This window comes from Actinoplanes awajinensis subsp. mycoplanecinus (assembly GCF_001509495.1).
Lineage (GTDB): Bacteria > Actinomycetota > Actinomycetes > Mycobacteriales > Micromonosporaceae > Actinoplanes > Actinoplanes palleronii.
In genome coordinates, this window is the sequence record NZ_LLZH01000048.1 from 14,522 (window position 1) to 39,065 (window position 24,544).

Genomic DNA, 24,544 nt, shown 5'->3' on the forward strand with positions numbered 1-24,544 from the left:
GGTGCCGGTGCGCCGAGCGGTCTCGCCCGGGTCAGACCTCGATCTCCACGCCCTCGTCGATCCGGACGTCCTTGAGCATGAGGCTGAAGACGAGCGCCAGCACCATCAGCGGGATCGTCCAGAGGAAGACGCTGCGGATCGTGTGCGCGAACGCCAGCTCCACCGCAGCGCGCAGGTCGGCGGGGAGCGCGCGCAGATCCATCGGGGAGATCGATCCGTCCGAGGGGATCCGGGCCGCGGTGCCGGCCGGCAACCGCTGCGACAACTCGGCGCTGAGCCGGATGCTGAACAGCGCGGCCAGCGCGGCGAAACCGAGTGAGCCGCCGATGCGCTGGGAGAACGCACCGGTCGCCGTCGCGCTTCCCATGTCGCGCTCGGGCGCGGTGGCCTGGATGGCGACCATCAGCGGCTGCATGCAGAGCCCGACGGTCAGACCGAAGAACACCATGTAGGTGACGACGAGCCACAGGCTGGTGTCCGGGGTCATCGTGGCGAACAGGAGCAACGACGGCACGGCCAGGGCGCTGCCGAGAACCGGTGACCACTTGTATCGGCGCCATTTGGTGATCAGGCCGCCACCGACGATGGAGACCACCATCAGCCCGAACACGATCGGCAACTGCAGCAGACCAGAGTTGAAAGCGCTGATGCCCATGGCGAGCTGGATGAAAAGCGGCACGAACGTTCCGATGACGGTGACCCAGGTATGCACCATCACGTTGGCCAGGCAGGCGAAGGTGATCGACGGAATACGGAACAACCGCGGCGGCATGATCGGCTCGGGCGCCCGCAACTCGCGCATCACGAACAGTGCTACCAGCACCATCGCGCCGGCCGCCAGAGCGATAATGATCGGGGAGGACCAGGCATATTGCGCGCCGCCCCAGGACGCCAGCAGCGTGATGTCAGCGATCAATGCCGCGAGCAGGAAGAAACCCGCGTAGTCGATGGGAGCCGTGGATTTCTTCGGTGGCAGTTTCAGCTCCCGGACGATGGCGACCAGCGCGATCAGACCCAGTGGCAGGTTGATGTAGAAGATCCAGCGCCAGGAGAGCTGATCGGTCAGGATGCCGCCGAGCAGCGGGCCGGCGATGGCACCGACGCCGAGCACGGCGCCGAACATGCCCATGAACTTGCCGCGTTCGCGCAGCGGCACGATCTCCGCGACGACCGTCATCGTCAGCACGGAGAGGCCACCGGCGCCCACCCCCTGGACGGCGCGGAAAACGATCAGTTGGATCATCGACTGCGCCGCGCCGGACAGGACCGAGCCGACCAGGAACGCGCTGATGGCGAAGATGTACAACCGGCGCGTGCCGTACAGGTCGGCGAGTTTGCCGTAGAGCGGCGTGGTCACGCCCGCCACGATGATGTACGTGGTGAACAGCAGGGACAGGTACTGAACGCCGTCGAGCTGGCCGACGATCGTCGGCGCGGCGGTCGACACGATGGTCAGATCGAGGGAACCGAGCGCGGAACAGATCATCATCGCGATGACGACGATACGCATTGAGCTGCGACCCAGCGGCCCCTCACGCGACGGTGCGTCAACTGCCTCGGGTTCGGGAGTCGTCATCACTGTCTCCTCGGGAAAGATGGGCCGTTCCGAGCCAATGGAAGATATCGCAAACCCGTGCCGGACCATAGTTCGGCTCGAGTTCGGCGGGCCTCCTGAAGTGTGGGAAATTCGTTTACCGATATGGGGTTCGCTGTGCTGTCGATTCACCACTCCGGTCGCCGCGCAGGGATTCCTCCGCGGTCAACTCCACGCGACGCATGGCGATCCGGAGGATGGGCGGCGCCATCAGCGAGGTAGCGATGGCCACCATTACCACAATGGTGTAGGTCTCGGTATTGAGGACACCCAGACGCAACCCGACCATGGCGATGACGATCTCGACCACGCCGCGGGCGTTCATGCCGGCTCCGAGGGCGAGCGATTCCCACTTGGTGAGCCGGCTGGTCAGCCCGCCGATGAACGCGCCCGCGAACTTGCCCGCCACCGCCACCGTCAGCACGACCAGTCCGGCCAGCAGGACGACCGGCCGGCCCAGCGCCGTCAGGTCGACACGCAATCCCGCGGTGGCGAAGAAGAGCGGCGCGAAGAAGGCCAGCACCGTCGTGTGCAACGGCACGAGCGCCGCTCGCGGCACGCCGCCGCAGCTGCCCACCAGGAGGCCGCCCACGAAGGCCCCGAAGACTGCCTCCATGCCCAGCGCCTGTGTGCCCGCGGCGCAGGCCAGCATGCCGATGGCCGCGACGGTCACCACGCCGGTCGGCCCGGCCGCCCGGTCCGCCTGGCGTAGCGCGACACGGAACAGCGGCCGGCCCACGGTGGCCGCCGTCACGACGATCGCCAGCAGGGTCAGCACCGCCGTCACGATCACGCCGGCCTGCAGGGCGGTGGCCGCCATCGCCACGACGATCGACAACATCAGCCAGCCGAACGCGTCGTCGACCATCCCGGTGATCAGGATCAGCTGACCGATGTTGCGATGCAGCAGCCGCATGTCGGTCAGCGTCTTCGCGATCACCGGCATCGCGCTGAGGCACATCGCGACGCCCAGGAAGAGCGCGAAGACGATCCGGTCGGTGCCACCCGGCACCAGCGCGGCCGGCAGCAGCAGGCCGGTGGCCACGCCCAGCCCCAGCGGCAGCAGCAACCCCGCCGTCGCCACCCGCACCACGGTCGCGCTCCGCCGGCGCAGCAGCAGGAGATCGACTTCTATCCCCGTCACCCCGACCAGCAGCAGGACCCCGATCTGGGCGACGGCGTCGAGCAGGTGGAACTGGCCGGCCTGCTTGGGCAACAGCCACGCCGCCAGGCCGGGCGCGACGTGGTCCAGCAGGGTCGGCCCGAGCAGCAGCCCGGCCGAGAGCTCACCGACAACCGCCGGCATGCCCAGCCGGACGGCCAGCCGGCCGAGCACGAAGGCCAGCGTCAGCAGCACCGCCACCTGGAGCAGGAAGAGCATCAGCTGCGGCGCCGGGATCAGCGGAACGGGGGTGTGCGACACGGTCCGCTCACCCTTCCGCGGCGAGGGTGAGCGCGACGGTTCGCGTGTCGTCCTCGGCCGGCCAGCGTCCGTACCTGCGGCGCCAGTACATCAACGGTCCGCTCGCCTCGTCGTGCACGCCGCCGTCCACGGCCGCGCCGACGACGATCGTGTGGTCGCCGGCGTCGATCACCCCGGCGACGTCGCACTCGGCGTGCGCGAGGGAATCGGCCGACAGCAGCGGGAGCCCGCCGCGCCGGGAGGGCTGCCACCTCGCCGTCTCGAACCGGTTCATCGTGCTCGACGCGAACAGTGACGAGGTGCGTTCCCGGCTGTCCCGCAAGAAGTTGACGATGAACTGGCCGCGGTCGACCAGCGCGCTCAGCACCCGGCTGTTCCGGTTGAGGCACACCAGCAGCAGCGGCGGCTCCAGAGACACGCTGCACGTCGCGCTGCAGGTGACACCGAGTGGCGCGCCGTCGGCGCCGAGCGTGGTCACCACCGTGACGCCGGACGGGAACGCGCTCATCACCGACCGGAAAGTGGCCGGCTCGAGACAGGCCGCGGCCACCTCCGGAGACACCCGGAGGTCGTGCTGCCCGCGCATGTCACGCCGCCTTGCGGGCGACCACCACGTGGTCGCGGGTGATCGTGTCCGCCCGGAAGACCTGCTCCACCTCGAAGCCGGCCTCGCGCAGATACCCCTCGCAGTCGGACACCGAGTACGCGGAGTTGTCGTCGCGGATCATCGCGCTGTTGAGACGTTGCAGCAGAGTCTCCAGGTCGTCCCGGCTCGGGTCGATCATGACGTCGTAAACCGCGATCCGCCCACCGGGCGAGACCGCCCGGTACGCGCTGTGCAGCAACCGCATCCGCTTCTCCAGCGGCCAGTCTGCCAGCACGTGACCCATCACGATCACGTCCGAGGCGGGCAGCGGGTCGACGAAGAAGTCACCGCCCGCGAAGTGGACCCGGTCGGCCGTGCCCAGTTCCCGCATCAGCTCGTCGCAGAGCGGTCGCAGCGCGGGCAGGTCCACGACCGAGCCCCGCAGGTGCGGATGTGCCCGGGCGATCCGCGCCGCCACGTTGCCGCGGGCGCCGCCCACGTCGGTGAACGTCGTGTACTCCGACCAGTCGAGCCGGCGAGCCAGTTCATCGGCCGTGAAGCCGTTGTGCGCGTCCATGTGCGTCATGACCTGCCGAGCCTTGTCGAGGTCCCGGTAGTAGTCCGGATAGGCGGTCGAACCCTGCGCCGCCACCGCCGACTTCGCGTGGCCGTCCCGCAGCGCCTCGGTCAACCGGCCCCACGCGTGGTAGTGCAGTTTCGCGTGCTGGGCGCAGGTGCCGCCCAGGTAGGTCGGTTGCCCGGTCACCAGGAACTCGGCGGTGAGGTCGCTGTTGCGGTACTCCGCTCCGTCGCGTTCCAGCAACTCCAGCCCGACGAGCGCGTCGAGGAAGTCGGGGGTCAGCCGGTGCCGGACGGCCAGCTTCTCCTGAAGCGTGTCCGCCGTGGCCGGGCCGTCGGCGAGCAGGTCGAACACGCCGAGCTCCACCGCACTCTGCAGGACCTTCGTCTGGAAGTACGCCGTGTTGAGCCGGACGACGGCCCGGGCCCGGGCCACTGAACTGCGGGGAGGTACGCCAACGGTCATCGTCTGTCCTTACTCCCGATCGGTCGTTGCGGGGCACACCGTCGCACCGGTCGGTCGTGCTCACGTCGAGCGGCGGCCGAGCCCGCCGGCTGTCCAGCGCGGGTCAAGGGCGAATCGAGGTCGGCAGGACAGCCTTGGCCGGTTGGCAACGGTGAAGGGAGACGGGGTGCTGCGGAAGAGCGAGGAAGGACCGCGGGGTGGACGGCGGGTGGTCGTGACCGGGATCGGGGTGGTCGCACCGGGAGGCATCGGGACGAAGCAGTACTGGGACCTGCTGACCGCCGGGCGGACCGCCACCCGGACCATCACGGCGTTCGACGCCACCCAGTTCCGCTCCCGGGTGGCCGCCGAGTGCGATTTCAACCCCGTCGAGGCCGGCTTGACCCAGAGGCAGATCCGCCGGTGGGATCGGACCACACAGTTCGCGTACGTGGCGGCCCGGGAGGCGCTCGTCGACAGCGGCATCGTCGGCGAGCTGCACCCGGAGCGCACCGGGGTGATGGTGGGCACCGCGTGCGGGATGACCATCAGCCTCGACCACGAATACGCGGTGGTCAGCGACGAGGGCCGGATCTGGCAGGTCGACGAGGCGCACGCGATGCCGTACCTGTACGACTACTTCGTGCCCTCGTCCATGGCGGCCGAGGTCGCGGGCCTGGTGGGGGCGGAGGGGCCGGTGGGCATCGTGTCCACCGGGTGCACGTCCGGCATCGACGTGGTCACCCACGCCGTGGACCTCATCCGGGACGGCGAGGCAGATGTGATGATCGCCGGAGCGTCGGACGCCGCCATCTCGCCGATCACCGTCGCGTGCTTCGACGCGATCAAGGCGACCACGCCGCGCAACGACGAGCCGGAGACGGCGTCGCGGCCGTTCGACCGGACCCGCAACGGCTTCGCGCTGGGTGAGGGCTCGGCCGTCTTCGTCCTGGAGGAGCTCGGCCACGCTCGCCGCCGGGGCGCGCACGTGTACGCCGAGATCGCCGGATACGCCTCCCGGTGCAACGCCTTTTCGATGACCGGGCTGCGTCCGGACGGCGTGGAACTGGCCGCGGCCATCACCGGCGCGTTGGACCTGGCGCGCGTCGACCGGTCCGAGATCGACTACATCAACGCGCACGGCTCCGCGACCAAGCAGAACGACCTGCACGAGACCGGCGCCTACAAGCGCAGTCTCGGCGAACACGCGTACACGACACCGATCAGCTCGATCAAGTCGATGATCGGTCACTCGCTGGGAGCGATCTGCTCACTGGAGGTCGCGGCCTCCGTGCTGGCCATCGAGCACTCGGTCATCCCGCCGACGGCGAACCTCCGGGAACCCGACCCCGAGTGCGACCTGGACTACGTCCCCCTCGTGGCCCGGGAACAGCGCACCGACGTGGTGCTGAGCGTGGCCAGCGGCTTCGGTGGCTTCCAGAGTGCGATCGTCCTCGCCGGGCCGGGCCGGTGGGCGGCATGACCGCGCCCGGAACCGCCGGGACGGCGCCGGCCCGGGCAACCGGCACCGCGGTGGTCACCGGCCTCGGCGTGGTCGCACCCAACGGCCTCGGCGTGGCGGAGTACTGGGCGGCGACGTTGCGCGGCGAGTCCGGCATCGGCCGCATCACCAGGTTCGACCCGGCGCCGTACTCGGCGCAACTGGCCGGTGAGGTCACCCTGGACACGGCCCGCCGGCTGCCGAGCCGGCTGCTGCCGCAGACCGACCGCATGACCCAGCTCGCGCTGATCGCGGCCGAGGAGGCGCTTGCCGACGCGGGCGCCGACCCGCGGCAGCTGGCCGACTACGCCACCGGGGTGGTCACCGCCGCATCCGCCGGCGGCTTCGAGTTCGGGCAGCGCGAGCTCGAGGCGCTGTGGAGCAAGGGCGGCGCGTACGTGAGCGCGTACCAGTCCTTCGCGTGGTTCTATCCGGTCAACAGCGGCCAGATCTCGATCCGGCACGGCATGCGAGGGCCGGGCAGCACCCTGGTCGCCGAGCAGGCCGGCGGGCTGGACGCGATCGCCAAGGCTCGCCGGCACGTACGCGACGGCACTGCGCTCATGCTCGCCGGCGGGGTGGACGGCTCGCTGTGCCCGTGGTCCTGGGTCTGCATGATCCGCTCGGGCCGGGTCAGCCCGGTCACCGAACCGAGCCGGGCGTATCTGCCGTTCGACCGGGACGTCACCGGTCACGTGCCGGGTGAGGGCGGCGCCCTGCTCGTCGTCGAGGATCCTGCCGAGGCCCGGCAGCGCGGGGTGGACCGGATCTACGGGGTGGTCGCCGGGCACGCCGCCACCTTCGACCCGCAGCCCGGCTCGGGCCGGGAGCCGGGCCTGCGCCGGGCCATCGAGCTGGCGCTGCGCGACGCGCGACTGTCCGCGGCGGAGGTGGACGTGGTCTTCGCCGACGCCGCCGGGGTCGCGGCGCTGGACCGGGTGGAGGTCGACACCCTCGCCACCGTCTTCGGGCCGCGGGCGGTGCCCGTGACGGCGCCCAAGACCATGACCGGCCGGCTACTGGGCGGCGGGGCCGCGCTCGATGTGGCCACGGCGCTGCTGTCCCTGCGCGACTCGGTGATCCCGCCGACCATCCACATCGATCGCCCCGCCTTCGCCGAGGCGATCGACCTGGTCGGATCCGAGCCGCGGGAAGCCACGCTCACCAACGCGCTCGTCCTCGCCCGGGGGCAGGGTGGCTTCAACTCGGCGATGGTGCTCCGGCGTCCCGCCTAGCGTCCGGGCGCGCCGCGCCCAGCTCCAGCACCGCGGCGCACCAGGTGTCCCACGACCCGCTCGCGCCCCGGGGCAGCAACGGAACCACCGTGCTGCGCCCGGCGCGGACGGCGGGATGCCGGCGCGCCAGCATCGACAGCCCTTGGCCGGGACCCGCGTCGACCAGGGTGTAGTCGCCGCCGGTCAGCAGCGCGTCCAGGGCCGGCCAGAACAGCACCGGCGCGGACAGCTGCCCGGCCCAGAACTCCGGTCTCCCGGCCTGCTCGCGGTCCACCACCCGGCCGGTCCGGGTGGACCAGATCGGCACCGCCGGGGAGCCGAGTGGCAACGCCTCGAACGCCGTCGCGAAGGCTCTCGCCTGATCGGCCACGGCGGGACAGTGGAAGGGCTGCCGGGCGCCGACCCGCCGGCTGACCAGCCCGGCTGCCCGCAGCTCGCGCTCCACGGCGGACAGGCGTGGTTCCGGCCCGGCCAGCACCGTCTGCCGCGGCGCGTTCCGCGCGCCGATCACCACGCTGCCCGGCTCGCCGGCGACGCCCAGGTACGGTGCGAGTTCCGCGGGCGTCGCGCTCACGGCGAGCAGGCCACCGGGCGGTGCCGTAGCCATCACCACCGAGCGTGCCAGCATGACGGCGGCGGCACCGGGCAGGTCCAGCACGCCGGCGAGAGCGGCCGCGGCCAGTTCACCGACGCTGTGCCCGAGCAGTGCCACCGGCGGACATCCCCGGGCGTGCAAGGCGCGGCCGAGGGCGTACCCGATCGCGAACAACAGGGGTTGTGCGGTCCCGGCGTCGTCGAGCGAGACCGCTGGCCGGTCGGCGAGCCAGTCCGTGCGCAGCCGGTGCCCCGGTGCGCCCATGAGCTCGAAGAACTCGTCCATGACCGCGCTGAAGACGGGTTCACGGCCGTACAGTTCCACGGCCATGCCGTGATGCTGGGCCCCCTGACCGGCCATCAGCAGGGCGATCGGACGCCCGGTTCCCTCGTACGTCATCGGTTCTGGTCTCCGCTCCTCGTCGGTCACCGCGTGGCCGGATCCTCGCTCGCCGCCCTGGAGCGCCGATCGAGCGGGCGCGGCCTCCAGCGGCGTTCCGCCCGGAGTCGAGCCTCGCCCGGCAGGCTGCCCCGGAAACACTGCAACGCGGGGAGGTAGCAAGCCGATGAGCCCTTCTAGCTACGACGTGCTCGTGGTGGGTGCCGGCCCGGTCGGCCTGACGGCCGCCTACGAGCTGGCGCGGCGCGGCGCGGCGGTACGAGTGGTCGACCAGGCATCCGGGCCGGCCACCACGAGCCGTGCGACCGCCACCCACGCACGCACCTTGGAGACGTACCACCAGATGGGGCTCATCGACGAGTTCCTGCGGCGTGGGCAGCGGGTCGAGCACTTCACCATGCACCAACGGGGACGGCGGCTGATCCGTCTCGACACCGACTACTCGAGCGTGCCGACCCGGTTCCCGTTCACGCTCCAGGTGGACCAGGTCACCACCGAGGAGATCCTGCGGACCGCGCTGCGGCGCCTGGGCGTCACGGTGGAATGGGGTGTCGGCCTGACCGGGCTGGACCAGACCGACGACACGGTGACCGCCGCCCTGCAGCACGCCGGCGGTGGCATCGAGCAGGTCGAGGTGGGGTGGCTGGTCGGCGCGGACGGCGGCCACAGCGTGGTCCGCAGGCAGCTCGGTTTCACGTTGGTCGGCGAGTCCTCGGAGACCTGGCTGATCGCCGACGCGGTCCTCGACGCCGACCTGCCGCGCGACAGCCTGCACTGGATGCACGCCGGTAACGGCACGATCATGCTGGTGCCGTTCCCGGAGCCGGGCAAGTGGCGACTGCTGGACACGGTGGACGTCGACGGCGCCGACGACGCCGACGCGGTCGCCGGCCGATTCAGCCGCAAGATCACGAAGGCTCTCGGCACGCCGGTCCGGGTGTCCACCCCCAGCTGGGTCTCGGTCTTCACGATCCAGCAGCGCATGATCCGGCAGATGCGTTCCGGGCGTTGCTTCGTCGCCGGCGACGCGGCGCACGTGCACAGCCCGGCCTCCGGCCAGGGCATGAACACCGGCATCCAGGACGCGTACAACCTCGGCTGGAAGCTGGCCGACGTGCTGCGCGGTCACGCGGACGACGCGCTGCTGGACAGCTACACCGCCGAGCGGGTGCCGGTCGGCGCCACGCTGCTCGGCACGACCAGGACGGCCACCGCGCTCGTGGCGCTGCGCAACGCCGCCGCGCCCGTCACCCTGCCGATCGGGCTGGGTCTGCTCAACCTGGCCACGCCGCTCAAACGGCGGGTCGAACGCAAGATCATGGAGGGGATGTCCGGTTTGGCGTTGCACTACGGCGCCAGCCCGCTGAGCCAGCCGGTGGTCGCGGCCCGTGGCATCGGGCCGGGGTACCGCGTCGCCTGCTCCGGAGAGACGGCGCTGGCCAGCGCCGGTTGGCGGGACATGTGCACCGAGTTGACCGACCCGCGGTGGACGTTGCTCGCCACCACCGACGACACCGGACCGGACGGGCTCGCCGCGGTGCTGGCGGACGTGGAACGTGACTTCGGCCGGGCCCTCTCGGTGCGCACGGTCGCCGACACCGCCGACATCGCCGGCACGTACCCGGGGCCGCTCGGCGACCCGGGCGGCACGCTGCGCCGCCAGATCGGCCTGGACGCCGGGGAGTACGCCCTGATCCGTCCGGACGGTTACCTGGCGGGCAAGGGCCGGATCGCGGGCGACGAGGGGCTGACGGCGCTGCTGCGCCGGTGCAGCCTCGTCCCGCACGAGCCCGAGCCGACCCGCTGATCCCGCTGATCCCACCGAGGAGTGCCACCATGCGCATCATCGACCTGTCCACGCCGATCGACGCCACGGTCTGGGAACCGAACCCGACCGAGCACACGGTGCTCTCTCCCGCCGAGGGCGCCGTGCACATGGCGGAGAGCATGCGGGAGAACCACGGCCTCGACTTCGACCCCGCCGTGCTGCCGGACGGCGAACTGCTGTCGCTGGACACCCTGCGGCTGACCACCCACACCGGTACCCACGTGGACGCGCCCTCGCACTACGGCTCCATCACCGAGTACGGGCCGCCCCGCCACATCGACCAGATGCCATTGAACTGGTTCTTCCGGCCCGGCCTGGTGCTGGACGTCTCCGACGCGCCGGTCGGCACGGTGGGCGCGGACCGGTTGCGGCAGGCCTTCGACCATGCGGGCCGGGCACCAGAGCCGATGGACGTGGTGCTGCTGCACACCGGCGCGAACACCCTCGCCGGTACGCCCAAGTACTTCACCGACTTCGTCGGACTCGACGGCCCGGCCACCGACCTCCTGCTGGATCGGGGTGTGCGGGTCATCGGCACCGACGCGTTCAGCCTCGACGCGCCCTTCGGTCACATGATCGTGGAGTACCAGAAGAACGCGGATCCGAGCGTGCTGTGGCCGGCGCACTTCGCCGGTCGCCGGCGCGAGTACTGCCAGATCGAGCGGTTGAACAACCTGGAAGCGCTGCTCGACACGCCCCGCTTCACGGTGTGCTGCTTCCCCGTGAAGATCGCCAACGCGGGCGCCGGGTGGGCGCGGGCCGTGGCGCTGGTCCCGGAGGAATGAGCCACGGCCGGCCCGGCCCGGACGGGTCAGCCGGCCCCGGCACCGTCGTACACCCACTGGGTGCTGTGCGCCGCCGCGCGGAAGCACGGGTCCGCCAGGACCCCGCCGAGATGTGCGGCGGTGGTGTGCACGCCGGCTCCACTGACCCGTAGTTCGTCCAGGGCCAGACGCATCCGCGTGATCGCCTGCTCCCGGTCGGGCGCCCAGACGAGGACCTTGGCCAGCAGCGAGTCGTAGCTGGCCGGCACCCGGTATCCCGGAAAGGCGTGGGTGTCCACCCGGACGAACGGGCCCGACGGAGCGACGAACTCGGTGAGGACGCCGGGGGTGGGCATGAAGTCACGGGCCGGGTCCTCGGCGTTGATGCGGCACTGGATCGCCACCCCGCGCGGGCGTACGTCCTGCTGCCGCAGGTCCAGCGGCATGCCCGCGGCCACCCGCAGTTGCTCCCGCACCAGGTCGACGCCGGCCACCAGCTCGGTCACACCGTGCTCGACCTGGAGACGGCAGTTGGCCTCCATGAAGTAGAACTCGCCCGCGGCGTCCACCAGGAATTCGAAGGTGCCCACGCCCGCGTACCCGGCGGCCCGCGCGCCGCGGACCGCCGCCTCGGCGATCCGGCCGGTCAACTCCGCAGGCAGGCCGGGCGCGGGGCTCTCCTCGATGAGCTTCTGGTGCCGCCGCTGCACCGAGCAGTCGCGTTCGCCGAGATGCAGACAGTTCCCGTGCAGGTCGGCGAGCACCTGGATCTCGACGTGCCGGGGTGCGGCCAGGTACCGCTCCAGATACACCCGGCCGTCACCGAAGAGCTGCCGGGCGGTTGCCGTGGTCTCCCGGTACGCCTTCGTCAGCTCGTCCGGGCCCCGCACCACCCGCATGCCACGGCCGCCACCGCCGGCCGTGGCCTTGATGATCAACGGGTATCCCACGGCGCCGGCCGCCCGTGCGGCCTCCTCCTCGTCGCGCACCGGGTCCAGCACGCCGGGCAGCAGCGGCAGCCCGGCAGCGGCCATCGCGGTCCGCGCGCTCATCTTGTCGCCGAGCTGCCGCATCGCGGCGACCGGCGGTCCGATGAAGGTGAGTCCGCTCGCAGCGCACGCCTCGGCGAAATCGGCGTCCTCGGAGAGGAAACCGTACCCGGGATGCACCGCCTCGGCTCCGGTCATCAACGCGGCCTCGATGATCGCGGCCGCGTTCAGGTAGCTCGCGCGCGGCGCCGCCGGCCCGATCACGACCGTACGGTCGGCGAGCCGGGTGACGGCCGACCCACGATCGGCCTCCGAGCAGACGGCCACCACGCGGATGCCCAGTTCCCGGCAGGCGCGGGCGACCCGCACCGCGATCTCACCGCGGTTGGCCACCAGCACCGTCCGGAACATGCCGTCGGTCACGACGGGTCCAGCTCGAACAGCGGCTGGTTGTACTCCACCGGCTCGCCGTCGGCGTGCAGCACCTTGCCGATCCGCCCGGCCGCGGTGGCCTCGACGGGGATCATGAGCTTCATCGCCTCGACGATGCCTACCTGCTGACCTGCCACGACCAGGCTGCTGGGGCGGACGAAGGGCTCGGCGCCGGGCGAGGGCGCCAGGTAGAAGGTGCCGACCGCCGGCGCGGTGATGTAGTCGGCGGACGGCCGGCCGGCCTGCTCCACCGGCGCGGCCGGGGCACCCGCCGGGGCACCGGTCTCCGGTCCCGGCACGGCCCAGGTCATCTCGATCCACACCTCGCCGGCGCGCACGCTGAGCGTCGCCGGGGGCGGGCCGCCGAGGCGCAGCAGCCGGTCGGCCGCCTGCGTCGCCTGCCGGAGCGCGGACGAGGTCCCGGCGTCGTCGTGGGGTTCGCCGCTCCGTTCGGGCATGTCGGGCTGCGGCTCGGCGAGCGCGCGGCCATTCGGTGCGGGCCGGAAATTGTCCACTGTTCTCACTCCATTCCCATGCTGTCCGAACGGGGCGACGACAAGCCGCCGAACGCTGCGAACCGGCGGGAGCGACGGCAGCGGATCTCCCCCGCCGACAGGTCGCCCAGCTCCGCCAGCGTCGCGGTCAGGGCGGCGCGCAGCAGTTCCGCGGTGGCCGCGTGGTCGGTCTGCGCGCCGTCGCCCGGCTCCGGTATCACGCCGTCGACCACACCGAGTCGCAACAGGTCGGGTGCGCTCACCCCCAGCGCGGCAGCGGCGCGGGGCGCCTCGGCCGCGTCGTTCCACAGGATCGCCGCGCATCCCTCCGGGCTGATCACCGAGTACACGGCGTTGGCGAGCATCAGCACCCGGTCCGCGACGGCGAGCGCGAGAGCACCGCCGCTGCCGCCCTCGCCGGTGATGACCGCCACCACCGGCACCGGGAGTTCCGTCAGCAGGCGCAGGTTCTCGGCGATGGCCAGGGCCTGCCCCTGCGCCTCGGCCTCGATCCCGGCGTGCGCGCCGGGTGTGTCGATGAGTGTGACGACGGGTGCGCCGAGCTTCGCCGCCAGCCGCATCAGCCGAGCCGCCTTGCGATAGCCGGCCGGCGACGCCATGCCGAAGTGACGCGCGGACAGTTCGGCCGCCGTATGCCCCTTCTGGGTGCCGACCATCACCACGGGACGCCCGTCGAGGCGGGCCAGTCCGCCGATGATCGCGGGGCAGTCCTTGGCCAGGCGGTCGCCGTGCAGCTCCAGGAAGTCGGTGAAGACCCGGGCGGCGTAGTCCGCCGTGGTCGGGCGTGTGATGTCCCGCGCCCGGCGGACCGACTGCCACGGGTCCCGCTGGTGGAGAGCTTCCGGGTCGGTCACGGTGCCGGCGTCCAGCCCGGTCCGGTCCTCCGGGGCCGCCGGCGCGGTCAGCGCGAGCAGCCTGCCCAGCAGTGCCCGTTGGTCCCCTCGCGGGCAGACCAGGTCGAGGTGCCCCTGGTCGCGCAGCGCCTCGGCGGTCTGGAAGCCGGTCGGCAACGGCTTGCCGAGCAGCTGTTCGATCACCCGGGGACCGGCGAAACCGAGCCGGGCGCCGGGTTCGGCGAGGATGACGTCGGCCAGGGTGGCGTAGGAGGCCGCGACGCCGCCGAACGTAGGGTCGGTGATCAGCGAGACGGTGAGGATGCCGGCCGCGTCCAGCCGTGTGAGCGCCTGGGTGGTCCGGGCCATCTGCATCAGGGAGAGCACGCCCTCCTGCATCCGGGCGCCACCGGACGCGGTCACCATGAGCAGGGGAACCCGGCGCGCCAGGGCGATCTCGGCGGCCCGGGTGAGCAGATCGCCGACGGCCACCCCCATGCTCCCGCCCAGGAACCGGAAGTCCGACACCGCGGCCACCAGCGGCTGGCCGTGGATGGTGCCCGTGGCGACCAGCATCGCCTCGCGCATCCCGGTACGCCGCCGAACCCGCTCACGGCGGCGCGGATACGGCTCGGTGTCGCTGAACCCCAGCGGGTCGGTGTCCGTCGACGACGAGTCCACCAGCCGCGCCGAACCGGGATCGAACAGCGCGTCGAGCCGCTGCGCGGCGGTGATCCGCAGATGGTGCCCGCAGCCGGGGCACACCCACAGCCCGCGCAGGAGCCGGTTGCCGAGATGTACGGTCCGGCAGCCCGGGCAGAGTGCCCAGGACACCGCATCGGCCGCCCGATCCGTGCTCACCGCAGTACTGGTCATCGCAGGCCTCTCCGTTTCGACGCCGGGCCGCCAGTGTGCGAAGCGGGCATCGAAGGCGCGTCAAGCCGCGCTGGAACCGGACCGGCCGCCGGGATCGCGGCGGGCTCTCCACCGGGACTCGATCGTCGTTCGACGGGTGCGGCGCAGCGTCGTCACCGGCGGATCGGCTGTCCCGAGCGCCGGCGGACATCGCCGGCGCGTGGCCGCGGACCGGAAGGGTGACGACATGGCGGAGCTCAGCATCGAGACCCTGTTTCAGCTACTCAAGGAGAGCGCCGGTGAGGAGGAGGGCATCGACCTCAGCGGCGACAGCATGGACCGGGAGTTCGAGCTTCTCGGCTACGACTCGCTGGCGATGCTCAACACCGTGAGCCGCATCGAACGGGAGAACGGCATCCGGCTGCCCGACTCGGTGGTGGCGGACGCCCGTACCCCACGAGAGCTCCTCGACGAGGTCAACAACCGGCTTCAGGCGAACGCGTAGCGACGGAGAGGCAATACGGTGTGCGGAATCGTCGGCTGGGTGGACTTCCAGCGTGACTTGTCCGGTTCGCGAGCGACGGTCCAGGCGATGACCGACACGATGTGCTGCCGGGGGCCGGACGCGGAAGGGCTGTGGCTCGGCCGGCGGGCCGCGATCGGGCATCGCCGGCTCGCGGTCGTCGACCTGGCCGGCAGCACGCAGCCGATGACCGTGGAGACCGACGGCCGGACCGCCGTGGTGCTGACCTTCTGCGGCGAGCTGTACAACTTCGTGGAGCTCCGGCACGAGCTGGAGGGGTACGGGCATCACTTCCGCACCCGCGGCGACACCGAGGTCGTGCTGCGCGCGTACCTGCAATGGGGTGCGGACATGGTGACCCGGTTCAACGGGATGTTCGCGCTCGGCGTCTGGGACGAACGGAACCAGGAGCTGCTCCTGGTCCGGGATCGGATGGGCGTCAAGCCGCTGTACTACTACCCCACCCCCGGCGGCGTGCTGTTCGGCTCGGAACCCAAGGCGATCCTCGCCAACCCGCTCGCGTCGGCCCGGGTCGCCGCCGACGGGATGTGCGAGGTCCTGGACATGGTCAAGACGCCCGAGCACGCCGTGTTCTCCGGGATGGCGGAGGTCCGACCGGGCCACCTGGTCCGGGTCCGGCACACCGGTGTCACCCGCCACCGGTACTGGACCCTGGCGGCGCAGCCGCACGCCGACGATCCACTGTCCACGGTGCGACACGTGCGGGACCTGTTGGACGACACGGTCGCCCGGCAGCTGGTCGCCGACGTGCCGGTCGGCACGCTGCTCTCCGGCGGTCTGGACTCCTCGGCGGTCACCGCCCTGGCCGCAGGCACCCTGCTGCGCGGCGGCGCCGGTCCGGTGCGGTCGTTCGCCGTCGACTTCGTCGGTGCCGACGAGCATTTCGCCCCGGACGCGGTGCGCGGCGACGCGGACAGCCCGTTCGCCCGGGAGCTGGCCCGGCACGTCGCCGCGGACCACACGGAGGTCCGGCTCGACAGCGAGCAGCTCACCGACCCGGCGGTACGGGAGCGGGTCCTCGCCGCGACCGATCTGCCACCGGCGTTCTGGGGCGACATGTGGCCGTCGCTGTATCTGCTCTTCCGCGCCGTCCGCGACCGGTGCACCGTGGCGTTGTCCGGTGAGGCGGCCGACGAGCTGTTCGGCGGGTACCGCTGGTTCCACAATCCGAGGGCGGTCGGCGCGTCGACGTTCCCGTGGCTGACCTCCGGGTCGGCCCGGTACTTCGGCGGGCTGTCGCTGCTCGACCGGGGCCTGATCGAGAAGCTCGACATCCCCGCCTACCGGGCGATGCGGTACAGCGAGGCGCTGGCCGAGGTGCCGGTGCTGCCCGGCGAACCCGCCGCGGAGAGACGGATGCGTGAGGTGTCCTACCTCAATCTGACCCGCTTCGTGCAGACCCTGCTGGATCGCAAGGACCGGATGAGCATGGCCGTCGGCCTCGAGGTACGCGTCCCGTTCTGCGACCACCGGCTGGTCTCCTACGTGTTCAACGTGCCGTTCCCGATGAAGACCCTCGACGGCCGCCCGAAGGGCCTGCTGCGGGCCGCGATGGACGATCTCCTCCCGCGCTCGGTGCTGGACCGGGTGAAAACTCCCTATCCGGCCACCCAGGACCCCGGTTACGAGATCGCGCTGCGCGCCGAGCTGACACGCGTCCTGGCGGACCGTGATGCGCCGGTGTTGCCGCTGCTGGACCGGGACCGGGTGCGACGTCTGCTGGACCGCCCGCTGCACGGCCCGAGCCGGCCGTACGACCGGGGTGGTCTCGAGATGGCTCTCTGGCTCAACGACTGGATCATCCGCTACGACGTCGCCCTCGATTTCTGAGGTGCCGCCGGCATTCCCTTGCGCCGAGCCGGGGAATGCGGTCGCGTCCGATGACCGTAATGGTGCGGTCCGGAATCCGGTGCGGTGTCGCGCCCCGAACCGGAGAATGCGTCACGAAATCACCCACATCATCGCCCCGGCAAAACCATCCGGAGGAATCCACAAGGACCCGCACCGGGTGCAGAACCTTTTCCCGGACAAGGACACGTCATCATCCGGATCCCGCCAGGGGGAATAGCGGCGGGGCGAACAGACGTGCTGGCGAATCCGGCGGCACCGACAATGCCGGTGGCGCGGCGGTGGCGTCGAGAACGGTGGTGACGCCGGTCCGCGTCTCCGACGTGGTCGAAAAATGTCACGGAGAGTAACCTCACCTCGGGATGTCCGGATCGGCATCATCCGCAAGGGCTGCCGCACCTGCGGCTGCACGTGCAGAATGCCGTGCTCCTCACCATCAGTGACCGGGCCGACGAGGTGCCGATGCCACGCCGGCGACCGGACGACACGCCGGGAGGAACGATCTCATCGGCGGCCCCGGCTTCGGCGTGCCACTGCGGGCGGACGATCGCCATCGTCGACAAGGCTCGCAACGACCGCCGAATGCGCAGCTCAGCGCCCTTCCGGCGGCACACGGGTCAATGGTCACGATCCGGATTCCGCCTTGACGCCCAACAAGACCGAATCACGGAAATCAATGTTACATTCGTCACACAGGATGAATGTCGCGACCGCGCACCCCCGAGGGTCGGCCGGGCGGAATGGGAAATGTCAGCACCTTCACCATTCGCTCCGAGTGGCTCGGGGAAAGTGTGCAAGTTGCACGTTGATCAAGGACGATAATGCTACACTCTGCACCGTGATGGTTACGGAGAGTTGAAGTTTTGCGGGCGGCAATGATGCCGCATTGCGGCGCATCCACGACGGACTGTTTCGTATTCGCCGTGCTGGGCCAGCACGGCATCACTCTCCCCCGCGTCCCGCGTATCCCGGCCGCACCCGTTCCCGCGGAGCGGGGAACGGCCAGGGCTCGGCACCCTGTCCGGTCGGCCATGCGGTTCACGCCGAGCCGCTGCCCACTGACGCCGAGCGTTTCCACTTCCTGTCCAACCCCGGGGGCTTTCGCATGACCGTTGCCGTGATGTCATCAATGAGCGTGCTCGTGGTGGAGTCCCATCCACTGTTGCGTGGTGGCCTCGAGGCGCTGCTGAGTGCCAATGACGACATGACTGTCATCGCCGCCGTGTCCGGGATCGAGCAGGCCCTGCACGCCATCCCGCTGAGCCCTCCGGACGTCGTGGTGTTCGGCATAGACGAGCGCGTACACGAGGTGAGCGGAGCCCTGGCCCGGCTCCTCGCCGTGGGCGGCGGCCAGCGCGTCGTGATCCTGGGCCCCGACGACCATCCCGGCCATGCCGAGTCGCTGCTTCAGCAGGGCGCGCGCGCCTACCTGCCGAAGGACGTCTCCCACGGCTATCTGACCTCGGTGATTCGAGAGATGTGCCGGGAGGACGAGCGGGTCTTCATCTCCGCGTACCCGTCCGCCATCCCGTCCCTGACCCGCAGCGGCACCCGGGTGCTCTCCAACCGGGAACGCGAGGTGATCGTGCTGGTCGCCCAGGCGATGAGCAACGCACAGATCGCTCGCAAGCTCTCGATCACCAAGGGCACCGTCAAGCGCCATCTGCACAACATCTTCGCCAAGCTCAACGCGGTGTCGCGCATCGACGCCGTGAACAAGGCCCGCGCCCTCATGATGATCGCCGCGACCATACGACTGGACCTCTGATCCCGTCCCCGGCACGCCGGCCCGGCTGAACAGCGACGCTCGAACACGTCTCGACCGACCGGCCGCAGGATGCGGTGCATGAAGGCACTCGTGTTGGCCGGTGGCACCGGCAGCCGGTTGCGCCCGTTGACGTACTCCCTCCCCAAGCAGCTGATCCCGGTCGCCAACGAGCCCGTGCTGCGCCATTGCCTGGAGAACATCCGGGTGATGGGCGTGCGGCAGGTCGGCATCGTGCACGGCGAGCACGGCGAGCAGATCAGGGCGGCGTTCGGTGACGGATCGGCCCTGGGCCTGCACCTGACGTACATCCGGCAGGAGAGACCGGCCGGGCTCGCGCACTGCGTACGCATCGCCGCGGACTTCCTCGCGGACGAGGACTTCGTTCTCTACCTGGGTGACAACGTGGTCGTCGGCGACCTGGCGGGCGCGGCGGACGAATTCCGGGCCCACCGCCCGGCGGCGAAGCTGCTGCTCGCCACGGTCGCCGACCCGAGCAGGTACGGCGTGGCCGACCTGCGGCCGGACGGCGGCCTCCGTGCGGTGGTGGAGAAGTCACCCCGCCCGCCGAGCCACCTGGCGATCATGGGCGTCTACTTCTTCACCTCGGCGATCTGCGCCGCGGCCCGCCGGATCACGCCGAGCGCGCGCGGCGAGCTCGAGATCACCGACGCGATCCAGCACCTGATCGACGCGGGCCAGACCGTCTCCGCCCGGCCCTTCACCGGTTTGTGGAAGGACACCGGGACCGTCGAGGACCTGCTGGACTGCAACCGGTTGCTGCTGGACCGGCTGCCGCCGGAGATCGCCGGCGAGGTCGACGCCGGCACCGTCGTGCACGGCAGCGTGACCGTGGAGCGCGGTGCACGAGTGACCCGCTCGGTGCTGCGGGGCCCGCTCGTGCTCGGGGCCGGCACCGTGGTCGAGGACAGCCAGATCGGCCCGTACGTCGCCGTCGGGCCGGAATGCAAGGTGCAGAACGCGGTCGTGCGGGGCTCGATCCTGCTCGCCGGCGCCGTCATCCGGGGGCACCCGCCGGTGATCGGCGAGATAACCAACGGCTGGTGGCACATGCGCGCCCCGGCGAACCCCTCGGTTCAGGACTGGAGTGCATCGTGATCAAGGCTCTTCCCGAGTTCCCGTGGTCGGCGCTCACGCCACTGCGCGACAGCGCGGCACAGCACCCGGACGGCATCGTCAACCTCGCCCTGGGCACGCCCGTCGACGCGCCACCGGACTTCGTCCAGCGGGCCCTGTGCGAGGCCGCGAACGCACCGGGCCATCCGGCGACCGAGGGAACACCGGCCCTGCGTGAGGCGGCCGCGGCATACCTGCGCCGGCGGTTCGGGGTCGCGGCGGAACCCGAGGCGATCCTGCCGTCGGTCGGCACCAAGGAGCTGATCGCGTGGCTGCCCACCGTGCTGGGCGTGGGTCCGGGTGACCTCGTCGCCTATCCGGAACTCGCGTTTCCCACCTATGAGGTCAGCGCGCGGCTGGCCGGCGCCACGCCGATGCCGGTGAACCTGGACCATGGCCTGCCCGACCCGGCGCCCCGGGTGCTCTGGCTCAACACGCCGTCCAATCCCGACGGCCGGGTGCTGTCCGCGGAGCGCATGCGCGAGATCGTGTCGTGGGGCCGCGACCGGGGGGTCCTGGTCGTCAACGACGAGTGCTACCTCGAGTACGGCTGGGAACAGCAACCCACCTCGATCCTGCACCCCGACGTCTGCGGCGGCTCACACACCGGAGTCCTCGCCGTGCACACCTTGTCCAAGCGCTCGAACCTCGCCGGGTACCGGGCCGGTTTCGTCACCGGGGATTCCCGCATCGTGCGGGAGATGCTCGAAGTACGCCGGCACGCCGGCCTGATCCTGCCCACGCCGATCGCCGCGGCGATGGCCGCGGCGCTGGCCGACGACACGCACGTCGAGCTGCAGCGGGAACGCTATGCACGCCGCCGGGCCTGGCTGCGCCCCGCGCTGGAGGCGCGCGGCCTGCGGGTCGATCATTCCCACTCCGGCCTGTACCTCTGGGCCACCAGGGACGAACCCTGCTGGGACACCGCCGCGTTCCTGGCCGGCGAGGGCATCCTCGGCGCGCCGGGATCGATCTACGGCCGGCCCGGCGAGAACCACATCCGACTGGCCGTCACCGCGACCGACGAGCGCATCGCCTCGGCCGTGGCCCGGCTCACCGCCTGAGAACAGCCGGCACACCGGCATTCCACTCACCACCCTGGAGGGCAGATGCAAGCACGCCGCCTATTCACCTCGGAGTCGGTCACCGAGGGGCACCCGGACAAGATGGCCGACCAGATCAGCGACGGCATCCTCGACGCCATGCTGGCGCAGGACCGCGCCAGCCGGGTCGCCGTGGAAACGCTGCTGACCACCGGCCTGGTGCACGTCGCCGGCGAAGTCGCCACGACGGCGCGGGTGGACATCCCGGCGATCGTACGAGAGACGGTGCGCGACATCGGGTACGACTCGTCGGCGAAGGGGTTCGACGGCGGCTCGTGCGGGGTCACCGTGTCGGTCGGAGCGCAGTCGCCGGACATCGCCCGGGGTGTCGCCTCCGCGGTCGAGCACCGCGACGGCGAGCGGGACGCCCGCGACCAGCAGGGCGCCGGCGACCAGGGGCTGATGTTCGGCTTCGCCTGCCGGGAGACACCCGAGCTCATGCCCCTGCCGATCGCCCTGGCACACCGGCTGGCCTGGCGGCTGTCGAACGCCCGCAAGGACGGCGCCGTGCCGTACCTGCGGCCGGACGGCAAGACCCAGGTGACCATCGAGTACGACGGCGACCGGCCGGTGCGGCTCGACACCGTGGTCGTCTCCTCGCAGCACGCCCCCGTCGTCTCGCTCGACGCGATGCTCGCACCCGACATCCGTACCCACGTCGTCGAGCCCGAGCTGGCCGGATTGGAGCTGGATACGTCCGGATACCGGCTGCTGGTGAACCCGACCGGCCGCTTCGAGATCGGTGGTCCGATGGGCGACGCCGGCCTGACCGGCCGGAAGATCATCGTGGACAGTTACGGCGGTTACGCCCGGCACGGCGGCGGGGCGTTCTCCGGCAAGGACCCGTCGAAGGTGGACCGCTCGGGCGCCTACGCGATGCGCTGGGTGGCCAAGAACGTGGTGGCGGCCGGCCTGGCCGAACGGTGCGAGGTGCAGGTCGCGTACGCCATCGGCAAGGCACGTCCGGTCGGGCTGTTCGTCGAGACCTTCGGCACCGAGGCGGTGCCGGCCGAGCGGATCGTCGCCGCCATCGACGAGGTCTTCGACCTGCGGCCCGCCGCCATCATCGAGGATCTCGGCCTGTTGCGTCCGATCTACCGGCAGACGGCCGCCTACGGGCACTTCGGCAGGGAACTGCCGGACCTGACCTGGGAACGCACCGACCGGATCGCCGAGCTGAAGGCCGCCGTCAACGCCTGATCGCGCACACCGAAGGAGCCCAGCATGACGATCGCGACGCGGTTGGCGGAGCGGGAGGACAACCGGCTGCCGGCCCGGCTCGCACGGTCCCTGCGGACCATCACGACCCGGGCCGGCCTGCCGATCGAGGAGTTCGACAGCTGGTTCGCCGAACGCCGCCAGGCCCACCGCTTCGCCGTCGAGCGGCTGCCGCTCGCGAAGCTCCAGGGCTGGTCGTCCGAGCCGGGCGGCAACCTGGTCCACCACAGCGGGCGGTTCTTCCGGGTGGAGGGGCTGCACGTCACCGTCGGTGCCCGCGAGTGGCAGCAGCCGATCATCGTGCAGCCCGAGGTGGGGATCCTCGGCATCCTGGCCAAGGAGTTCGACGGCGTCCTGCACTTCCTGATGCAGGCCAAAATGGAGCCGGGCAATCCCGGTCTGCTGCAGCTCTCCCCGACCGTGCAGGCCACCCACAGCAACTACACCGGAGTACACCGCGGCGCCGGGGTGAAATACCTCGATCACTTCATCGGTCCGGGCCGGGGCCGCGTGCTCACCGACGTGCTGCAGTCGGAACACGGCTCCTGGTTCCTGTGCAAATCGAACCGCAACATGATCGCGGAAACCACCGACGACCTGCCGCCGGACGACGACTTCCGCTGGCTCACCCTCGGACAGATCGGCACGCTGCTGCAACGGGACCACGTGGTGAACATGGACGCGCGCAGCGTGCTGGCCTGCGCCCCGACGACCCGGCCGGAGGCCGGCGCGCTGCACTCCGACACCGACCTGCTGTCCTGGTTCACCATGGAACGGGCCCGGCACGACGTACGGGTCCGACGCGTCCCGCTGGCCGACGTCCGCGACTGGGTGCTCACCGACGAGGACATCCGCCATCGCGACAACCGTTATTTCCGGGTCACCGGGGTGTCGGTCGAGGCCGGCAACCGTGAGGTCACCTCATGGATGCAGCCGCTGTTCGAACCGGTCGGGCTGGGACTGTGCGCGTTCCTGGTCCACCGCTTCGGCGGGGTGCCGCACGTCCTGGTCCACGCCCGCGCCGAAGGCGGCTTCCTGGACACCGTCGAGCTCGGACCGACCGTGCAGTGCACTCCGGAGAACTACGCCCACCTGCCGGAACATGAGCGCCCACCCTTCCTCGACCTGGTGACCCGGGTCGGAACGGACCGCATCCGGTACGCCGCGGAGCACTCCGAGGAAGGCGGCCGATTCCTCAACGCCACCAGCCGCTTCCTGCTCGTGGAAGCCAGCGAGGCCGAGGCGGCCGACGAACCCCCGCCCGGGTTCACCTGGGTGACCCCCGGCCAGCTCAGCTCACTGAGCCGGCACGGGCACTACCTCAACGTCCAGGCCCGCACCCTGCTGGCCGTCGCCGGCCTGTGTCAGGGCCGGCTGTAGGCGCGCTCTCCGGCGTCCCGGGCGAACGCGTCGACGCAGCGCCGCAGCGCGGTGTGCAACGGCACCCGGGGACGCCAGCCGGTGGCCGCCCGGAAGCCCGACGCATCGATCACGATGCTGTGCATGTCGGTGGCCGTGGCGACGTCGGGCGGCGGTACGCAGACGACCGGCACCGGGGGTCGTCCCGAGCGGGCGGCGACCAGATCGGCGATGGTCCGCAGCACGTCGCCCAGGGGCACACCACGTCCCGTGCCGAGCGGCCAGTGCCCGCCCGCGAGCAGATCCACGTGGTCCAGCCCGGCGAGGAAGGCGTCCGCCGCGTCGTGCACGTACAGCAGGTCACGCTGGACCGTGCCGTCGTTCCACAGGGTGAGTTCCTCGCCGGCGAAGGCCTTGCGCACCATGGTCGAGACCACGCCGCGGCCGGTGAGCCGGCCGCGGGGGCTGTCACCGTAGACCGTGGGCAGCCGTAGCGACACGCCGCGGACGGAGCCGGCGGCGGTGGCCGCCTTGAACACCTGCTCCGCGGCGTGTTTCTGCCGGTCGTAGGTGGTCGTGGGCCGGTCCGGCTCGCTGCCGTCCAGCGGCAGCCGCTGCGGCACGCCGGCCTGCGAGGTGGAACCGGCGAACACGACCGTGGGCGGCGGGGCCGTCCCGCGCCGCTCCCGCAGCACCCCGACGAGGTCGCGCGCCACCCCGACGTTCACCCGCTCGCTCGCCGGGTCGCTCGCGGCCTCACGCCAGCCGGCGGTGTGCATCAGCAGATGGATCACCGCATCCGCGCCGGCGACCACGGCTTCGAGCTCCCGGCGGGCCGTGAGATCGGCGGACCGTACCTCGATCTGGGCCACGGCGCCGGCCGGCGCCGACTGCGGCCGGCGGCCGGCGGTGCGCAGCCGGATCGGCCGCCGGGCGAGGGCTTCGACGACCGCGGCGCCCACGAAGCCGGAACCACCCAGCACCACGACCAGCGGCC

At 71.2% G+C, this 24,544-nt stretch carries 20 protein-coding genes; 11 read left to right on the forward strand and 9 right to left on the reverse strand.

Annotated elements, in window-relative coordinates:
• Nucleotides 1-31: 31 nt before the first annotated feature.
• The 4 genes from ADL15_RS09225 to ADL15_RS09240 are packed head-to-tail and all read right to left on the reverse strand — an operon-like array spanning nucleotide 32 to nucleotide 4,648.
• Nucleotides 32-1,645 (reverse strand): MDR family MFS transporter, encoded by a 1,614-nt coding sequence (locus ADL15_RS09225; protein ID WP_083971036.1) that lies wholly within the window; start codon nucleotides 1,643-1,645, stop codon nucleotides 32-34.
• Nucleotides 1,646-1,691: 46 nt separating this feature from the next.
• Nucleotides 1,692-3,017, reverse strand: coding sequence for a cation:proton antiporter (locus ADL15_RS09230; protein WP_232343978.1), 1,326 nt, complete (start codon nucleotides 3,015-3,017; stop codon nucleotides 1,692-1,694).
• A 7-nt stretch (nucleotides 3,018-3,024) separates the two neighbouring features.
• Entirely contained in the window at nucleotides 3,025-3,603 is a 579-nt protein-coding gene (locus tag ADL15_RS09235; protein WP_067687184.1) for a flavin reductase family protein, read from the reverse strand.
• 1 nt (nucleotide 3,604) lies between these two features.
• A complete protein-coding gene (locus ADL15_RS09240) occupies nucleotides 3,605-4,648 on the reverse strand; it encodes a methyltransferase (RefSeq protein ID WP_067687187.1) in 1,044 nt (347 codons plus the stop codon).
• Between the two features lie 142 nt (nucleotides 4,649-4,790).
• On the opposite strand from ADL15_RS09240, the gene ADL15_RS09245 reads away from it, so the two are divergent.
• Together ADL15_RS09245 and ADL15_RS09250 are read left to right on the forward strand one after the other, a co-directional pair.
• Nucleotides 4,791-6,110 (forward strand): beta-ketoacyl-[acyl-carrier-protein] synthase family protein, encoded by a 1,320-nt coding sequence (locus ADL15_RS09245; RefSeq protein WP_394326920.1) that lies wholly within the window; start codon nucleotides 4,791-4,793, stop codon nucleotides 6,108-6,110.
• A complete protein-coding gene (locus ADL15_RS09250; protein ID WP_067687395.1) occupies nucleotides 6,107-7,363 on the forward strand; it encodes a ketosynthase chain-length factor in 1,257 nt (418 codons plus the stop codon). The genes ADL15_RS09245 and ADL15_RS09250 overlap by 4 nt, the downstream gene beginning before the upstream one ends.
• On the opposite strand, the gene ADL15_RS09255 is transcribed toward ADL15_RS09250, so the two are convergent.
• A complete protein-coding gene (locus tag ADL15_RS09255; RefSeq protein WP_083971037.1) occupies nucleotides 7,329-8,357 on the reverse strand; it encodes an acyltransferase domain-containing protein in 1,029 nt (342 codons plus the stop codon). The genes ADL15_RS09250 and ADL15_RS09255 overlap by 35 nt on opposite strands.
• Nucleotides 8,358-8,523: 166 nt before the next feature.
• Here ADL15_RS09255 and ADL15_RS09260 point away from each other — a divergent pair, with 166 nt between their 5' ends.
• Together ADL15_RS09260 and ADL15_RS09265 are read left to right on the forward strand one after the other, a co-directional pair.
• Nucleotides 8,524-10,164 (forward strand): FAD-dependent oxidoreductase, encoded by a 1,641-nt coding sequence (locus tag ADL15_RS09260; RefSeq protein WP_067687190.1) that lies wholly within the window; start codon nucleotides 8,524-8,526, stop codon nucleotides 10,162-10,164.
• A 29-nt stretch (nucleotides 10,165-10,193) separates the two neighbouring features.
• On the forward strand, nucleotides 10,194-10,970 hold the full coding sequence (locus ADL15_RS09265) for a cyclase family protein (protein ID WP_067687192.1): 777 nt from the start codon (nucleotides 10,194-10,196) through the stop codon (nucleotides 10,968-10,970).
• Between the two features lie 26 nt (nucleotides 10,971-10,996).
• Here ADL15_RS09265 and ADL15_RS09270 read toward each other — a convergent pair whose 3' ends face one another.
• From ADL15_RS09270 to accA, 3 genes are all read right to left on the reverse strand, one after another.
• Nucleotides 10,997-12,349, reverse strand: a complete 1,353-nt coding sequence (locus ADL15_RS09270) for an acetyl-CoA carboxylase biotin carboxylase subunit (RefSeq protein WP_067687399.1) — start codon at nucleotides 12,347-12,349, stop codon at nucleotides 10,997-10,999.
• Between the two features lie 8 nt (nucleotides 12,350-12,357).
• Complete coding sequence (locus ADL15_RS09275; RefSeq protein WP_067687401.1) at nucleotides 12,358-12,828, reverse strand: acetyl-CoA carboxylase biotin carboxyl carrier protein; 471 nt, start codon at nucleotides 12,826-12,828, stop codon at nucleotides 12,358-12,360.
• A 62-nt stretch (nucleotides 12,829-12,890) separates the two neighbouring features.
• The gene (accA, locus tag ADL15_RS09280; protein WP_067687195.1) at nucleotides 12,891-14,594 is read right to left on the reverse strand and encodes an acetyl-CoA carboxylase carboxyl transferase subunit alpha; all 1,704 of its coding nucleotides are present in this window, start codon (nucleotides 14,592-14,594) and stop codon (nucleotides 12,891-12,893) included.
• 226 nt (nucleotides 14,595-14,820) lie between these two features.
• Between accA and ADL15_RS09285 the strand changes: the two genes are divergently transcribed.
• The 7 genes from ADL15_RS09285 to ADL15_RS09315 all read left to right on the forward strand — a co-directional run bounded on the left by ADL15_RS09285 (nucleotide 14,821) and on the right by ADL15_RS09315 (nucleotide 23,568).
• Nucleotides 14,821-15,078, forward strand: coding sequence for an acyl carrier protein (locus tag ADL15_RS09285; RefSeq protein WP_067687403.1), 258 nt, complete (start codon nucleotides 14,821-14,823; stop codon nucleotides 15,076-15,078).
• Nucleotides 15,079-15,096: 18 nt separating this feature from the next.
• A complete protein-coding gene (asnB, locus tag ADL15_RS09290) occupies nucleotides 15,097-16,947 on the forward strand; it encodes an asparagine synthase (glutamine-hydrolyzing) (protein WP_067687198.1) in 1,851 nt (616 codons plus the stop codon).
• Between the two features lie 1,147 nt (nucleotides 16,948-18,094).
• Nucleotides 18,095-18,733 (forward strand): LuxR C-terminal-related transcriptional regulator, encoded by a 639-nt coding sequence (locus ADL15_RS09295; RefSeq protein WP_198170664.1) that lies wholly within the window; start codon nucleotides 18,095-18,097, stop codon nucleotides 18,731-18,733.
• 78 nt (nucleotides 18,734-18,811) lie between these two features.
• Nucleotides 18,812-19,849, forward strand: a complete 1,038-nt coding sequence (locus ADL15_RS09300) for a glucose-1-phosphate thymidylyltransferase (RefSeq protein WP_067687204.1) — start codon at nucleotides 18,812-18,814, stop codon at nucleotides 19,847-19,849.
• A complete protein-coding gene (gene dapC / locus ADL15_RS09305) occupies nucleotides 19,843-20,931 on the forward strand; it encodes a succinyldiaminopimelate transaminase (RefSeq protein WP_394326922.1) in 1,089 nt (362 codons plus the stop codon). The genes ADL15_RS09300 and dapC overlap by 7 nt, the downstream gene beginning before the upstream one ends.
• Nucleotides 20,932-20,976: 45 nt before the next feature.
• On the forward strand, nucleotides 20,977-22,170 hold the full coding sequence (gene metK / locus ADL15_RS09310) for a methionine adenosyltransferase (RefSeq protein WP_067687207.1): 1,194 nt from the start codon (nucleotides 20,977-20,979) through the stop codon (nucleotides 22,168-22,170).
• Between the two features lie 24 nt (nucleotides 22,171-22,194).
• The gene (locus ADL15_RS09315) at nucleotides 22,195-23,568 is read left to right on the forward strand and encodes an NDP-hexose 2,3-dehydratase family protein (RefSeq protein WP_067687210.1); all 1,374 of its coding nucleotides are present in this window, start codon (nucleotides 22,195-22,197) and stop codon (nucleotides 23,566-23,568) included.
• On the opposite strand, the gene ADL15_RS09320 is transcribed toward ADL15_RS09315, so the two are convergent.
• On the reverse strand, nucleotides 23,553-24,533 hold the full coding sequence (locus ADL15_RS09320; protein ID WP_067687407.1) for an NAD-dependent epimerase/dehydratase family protein: 981 nt from the start codon (nucleotides 24,531-24,533) through the stop codon (nucleotides 23,553-23,555). The genes ADL15_RS09315 and ADL15_RS09320 overlap by 16 nt on opposite strands.
• Between the last annotated feature and the right edge of the window lie 11 nt (nucleotides 24,534-24,544).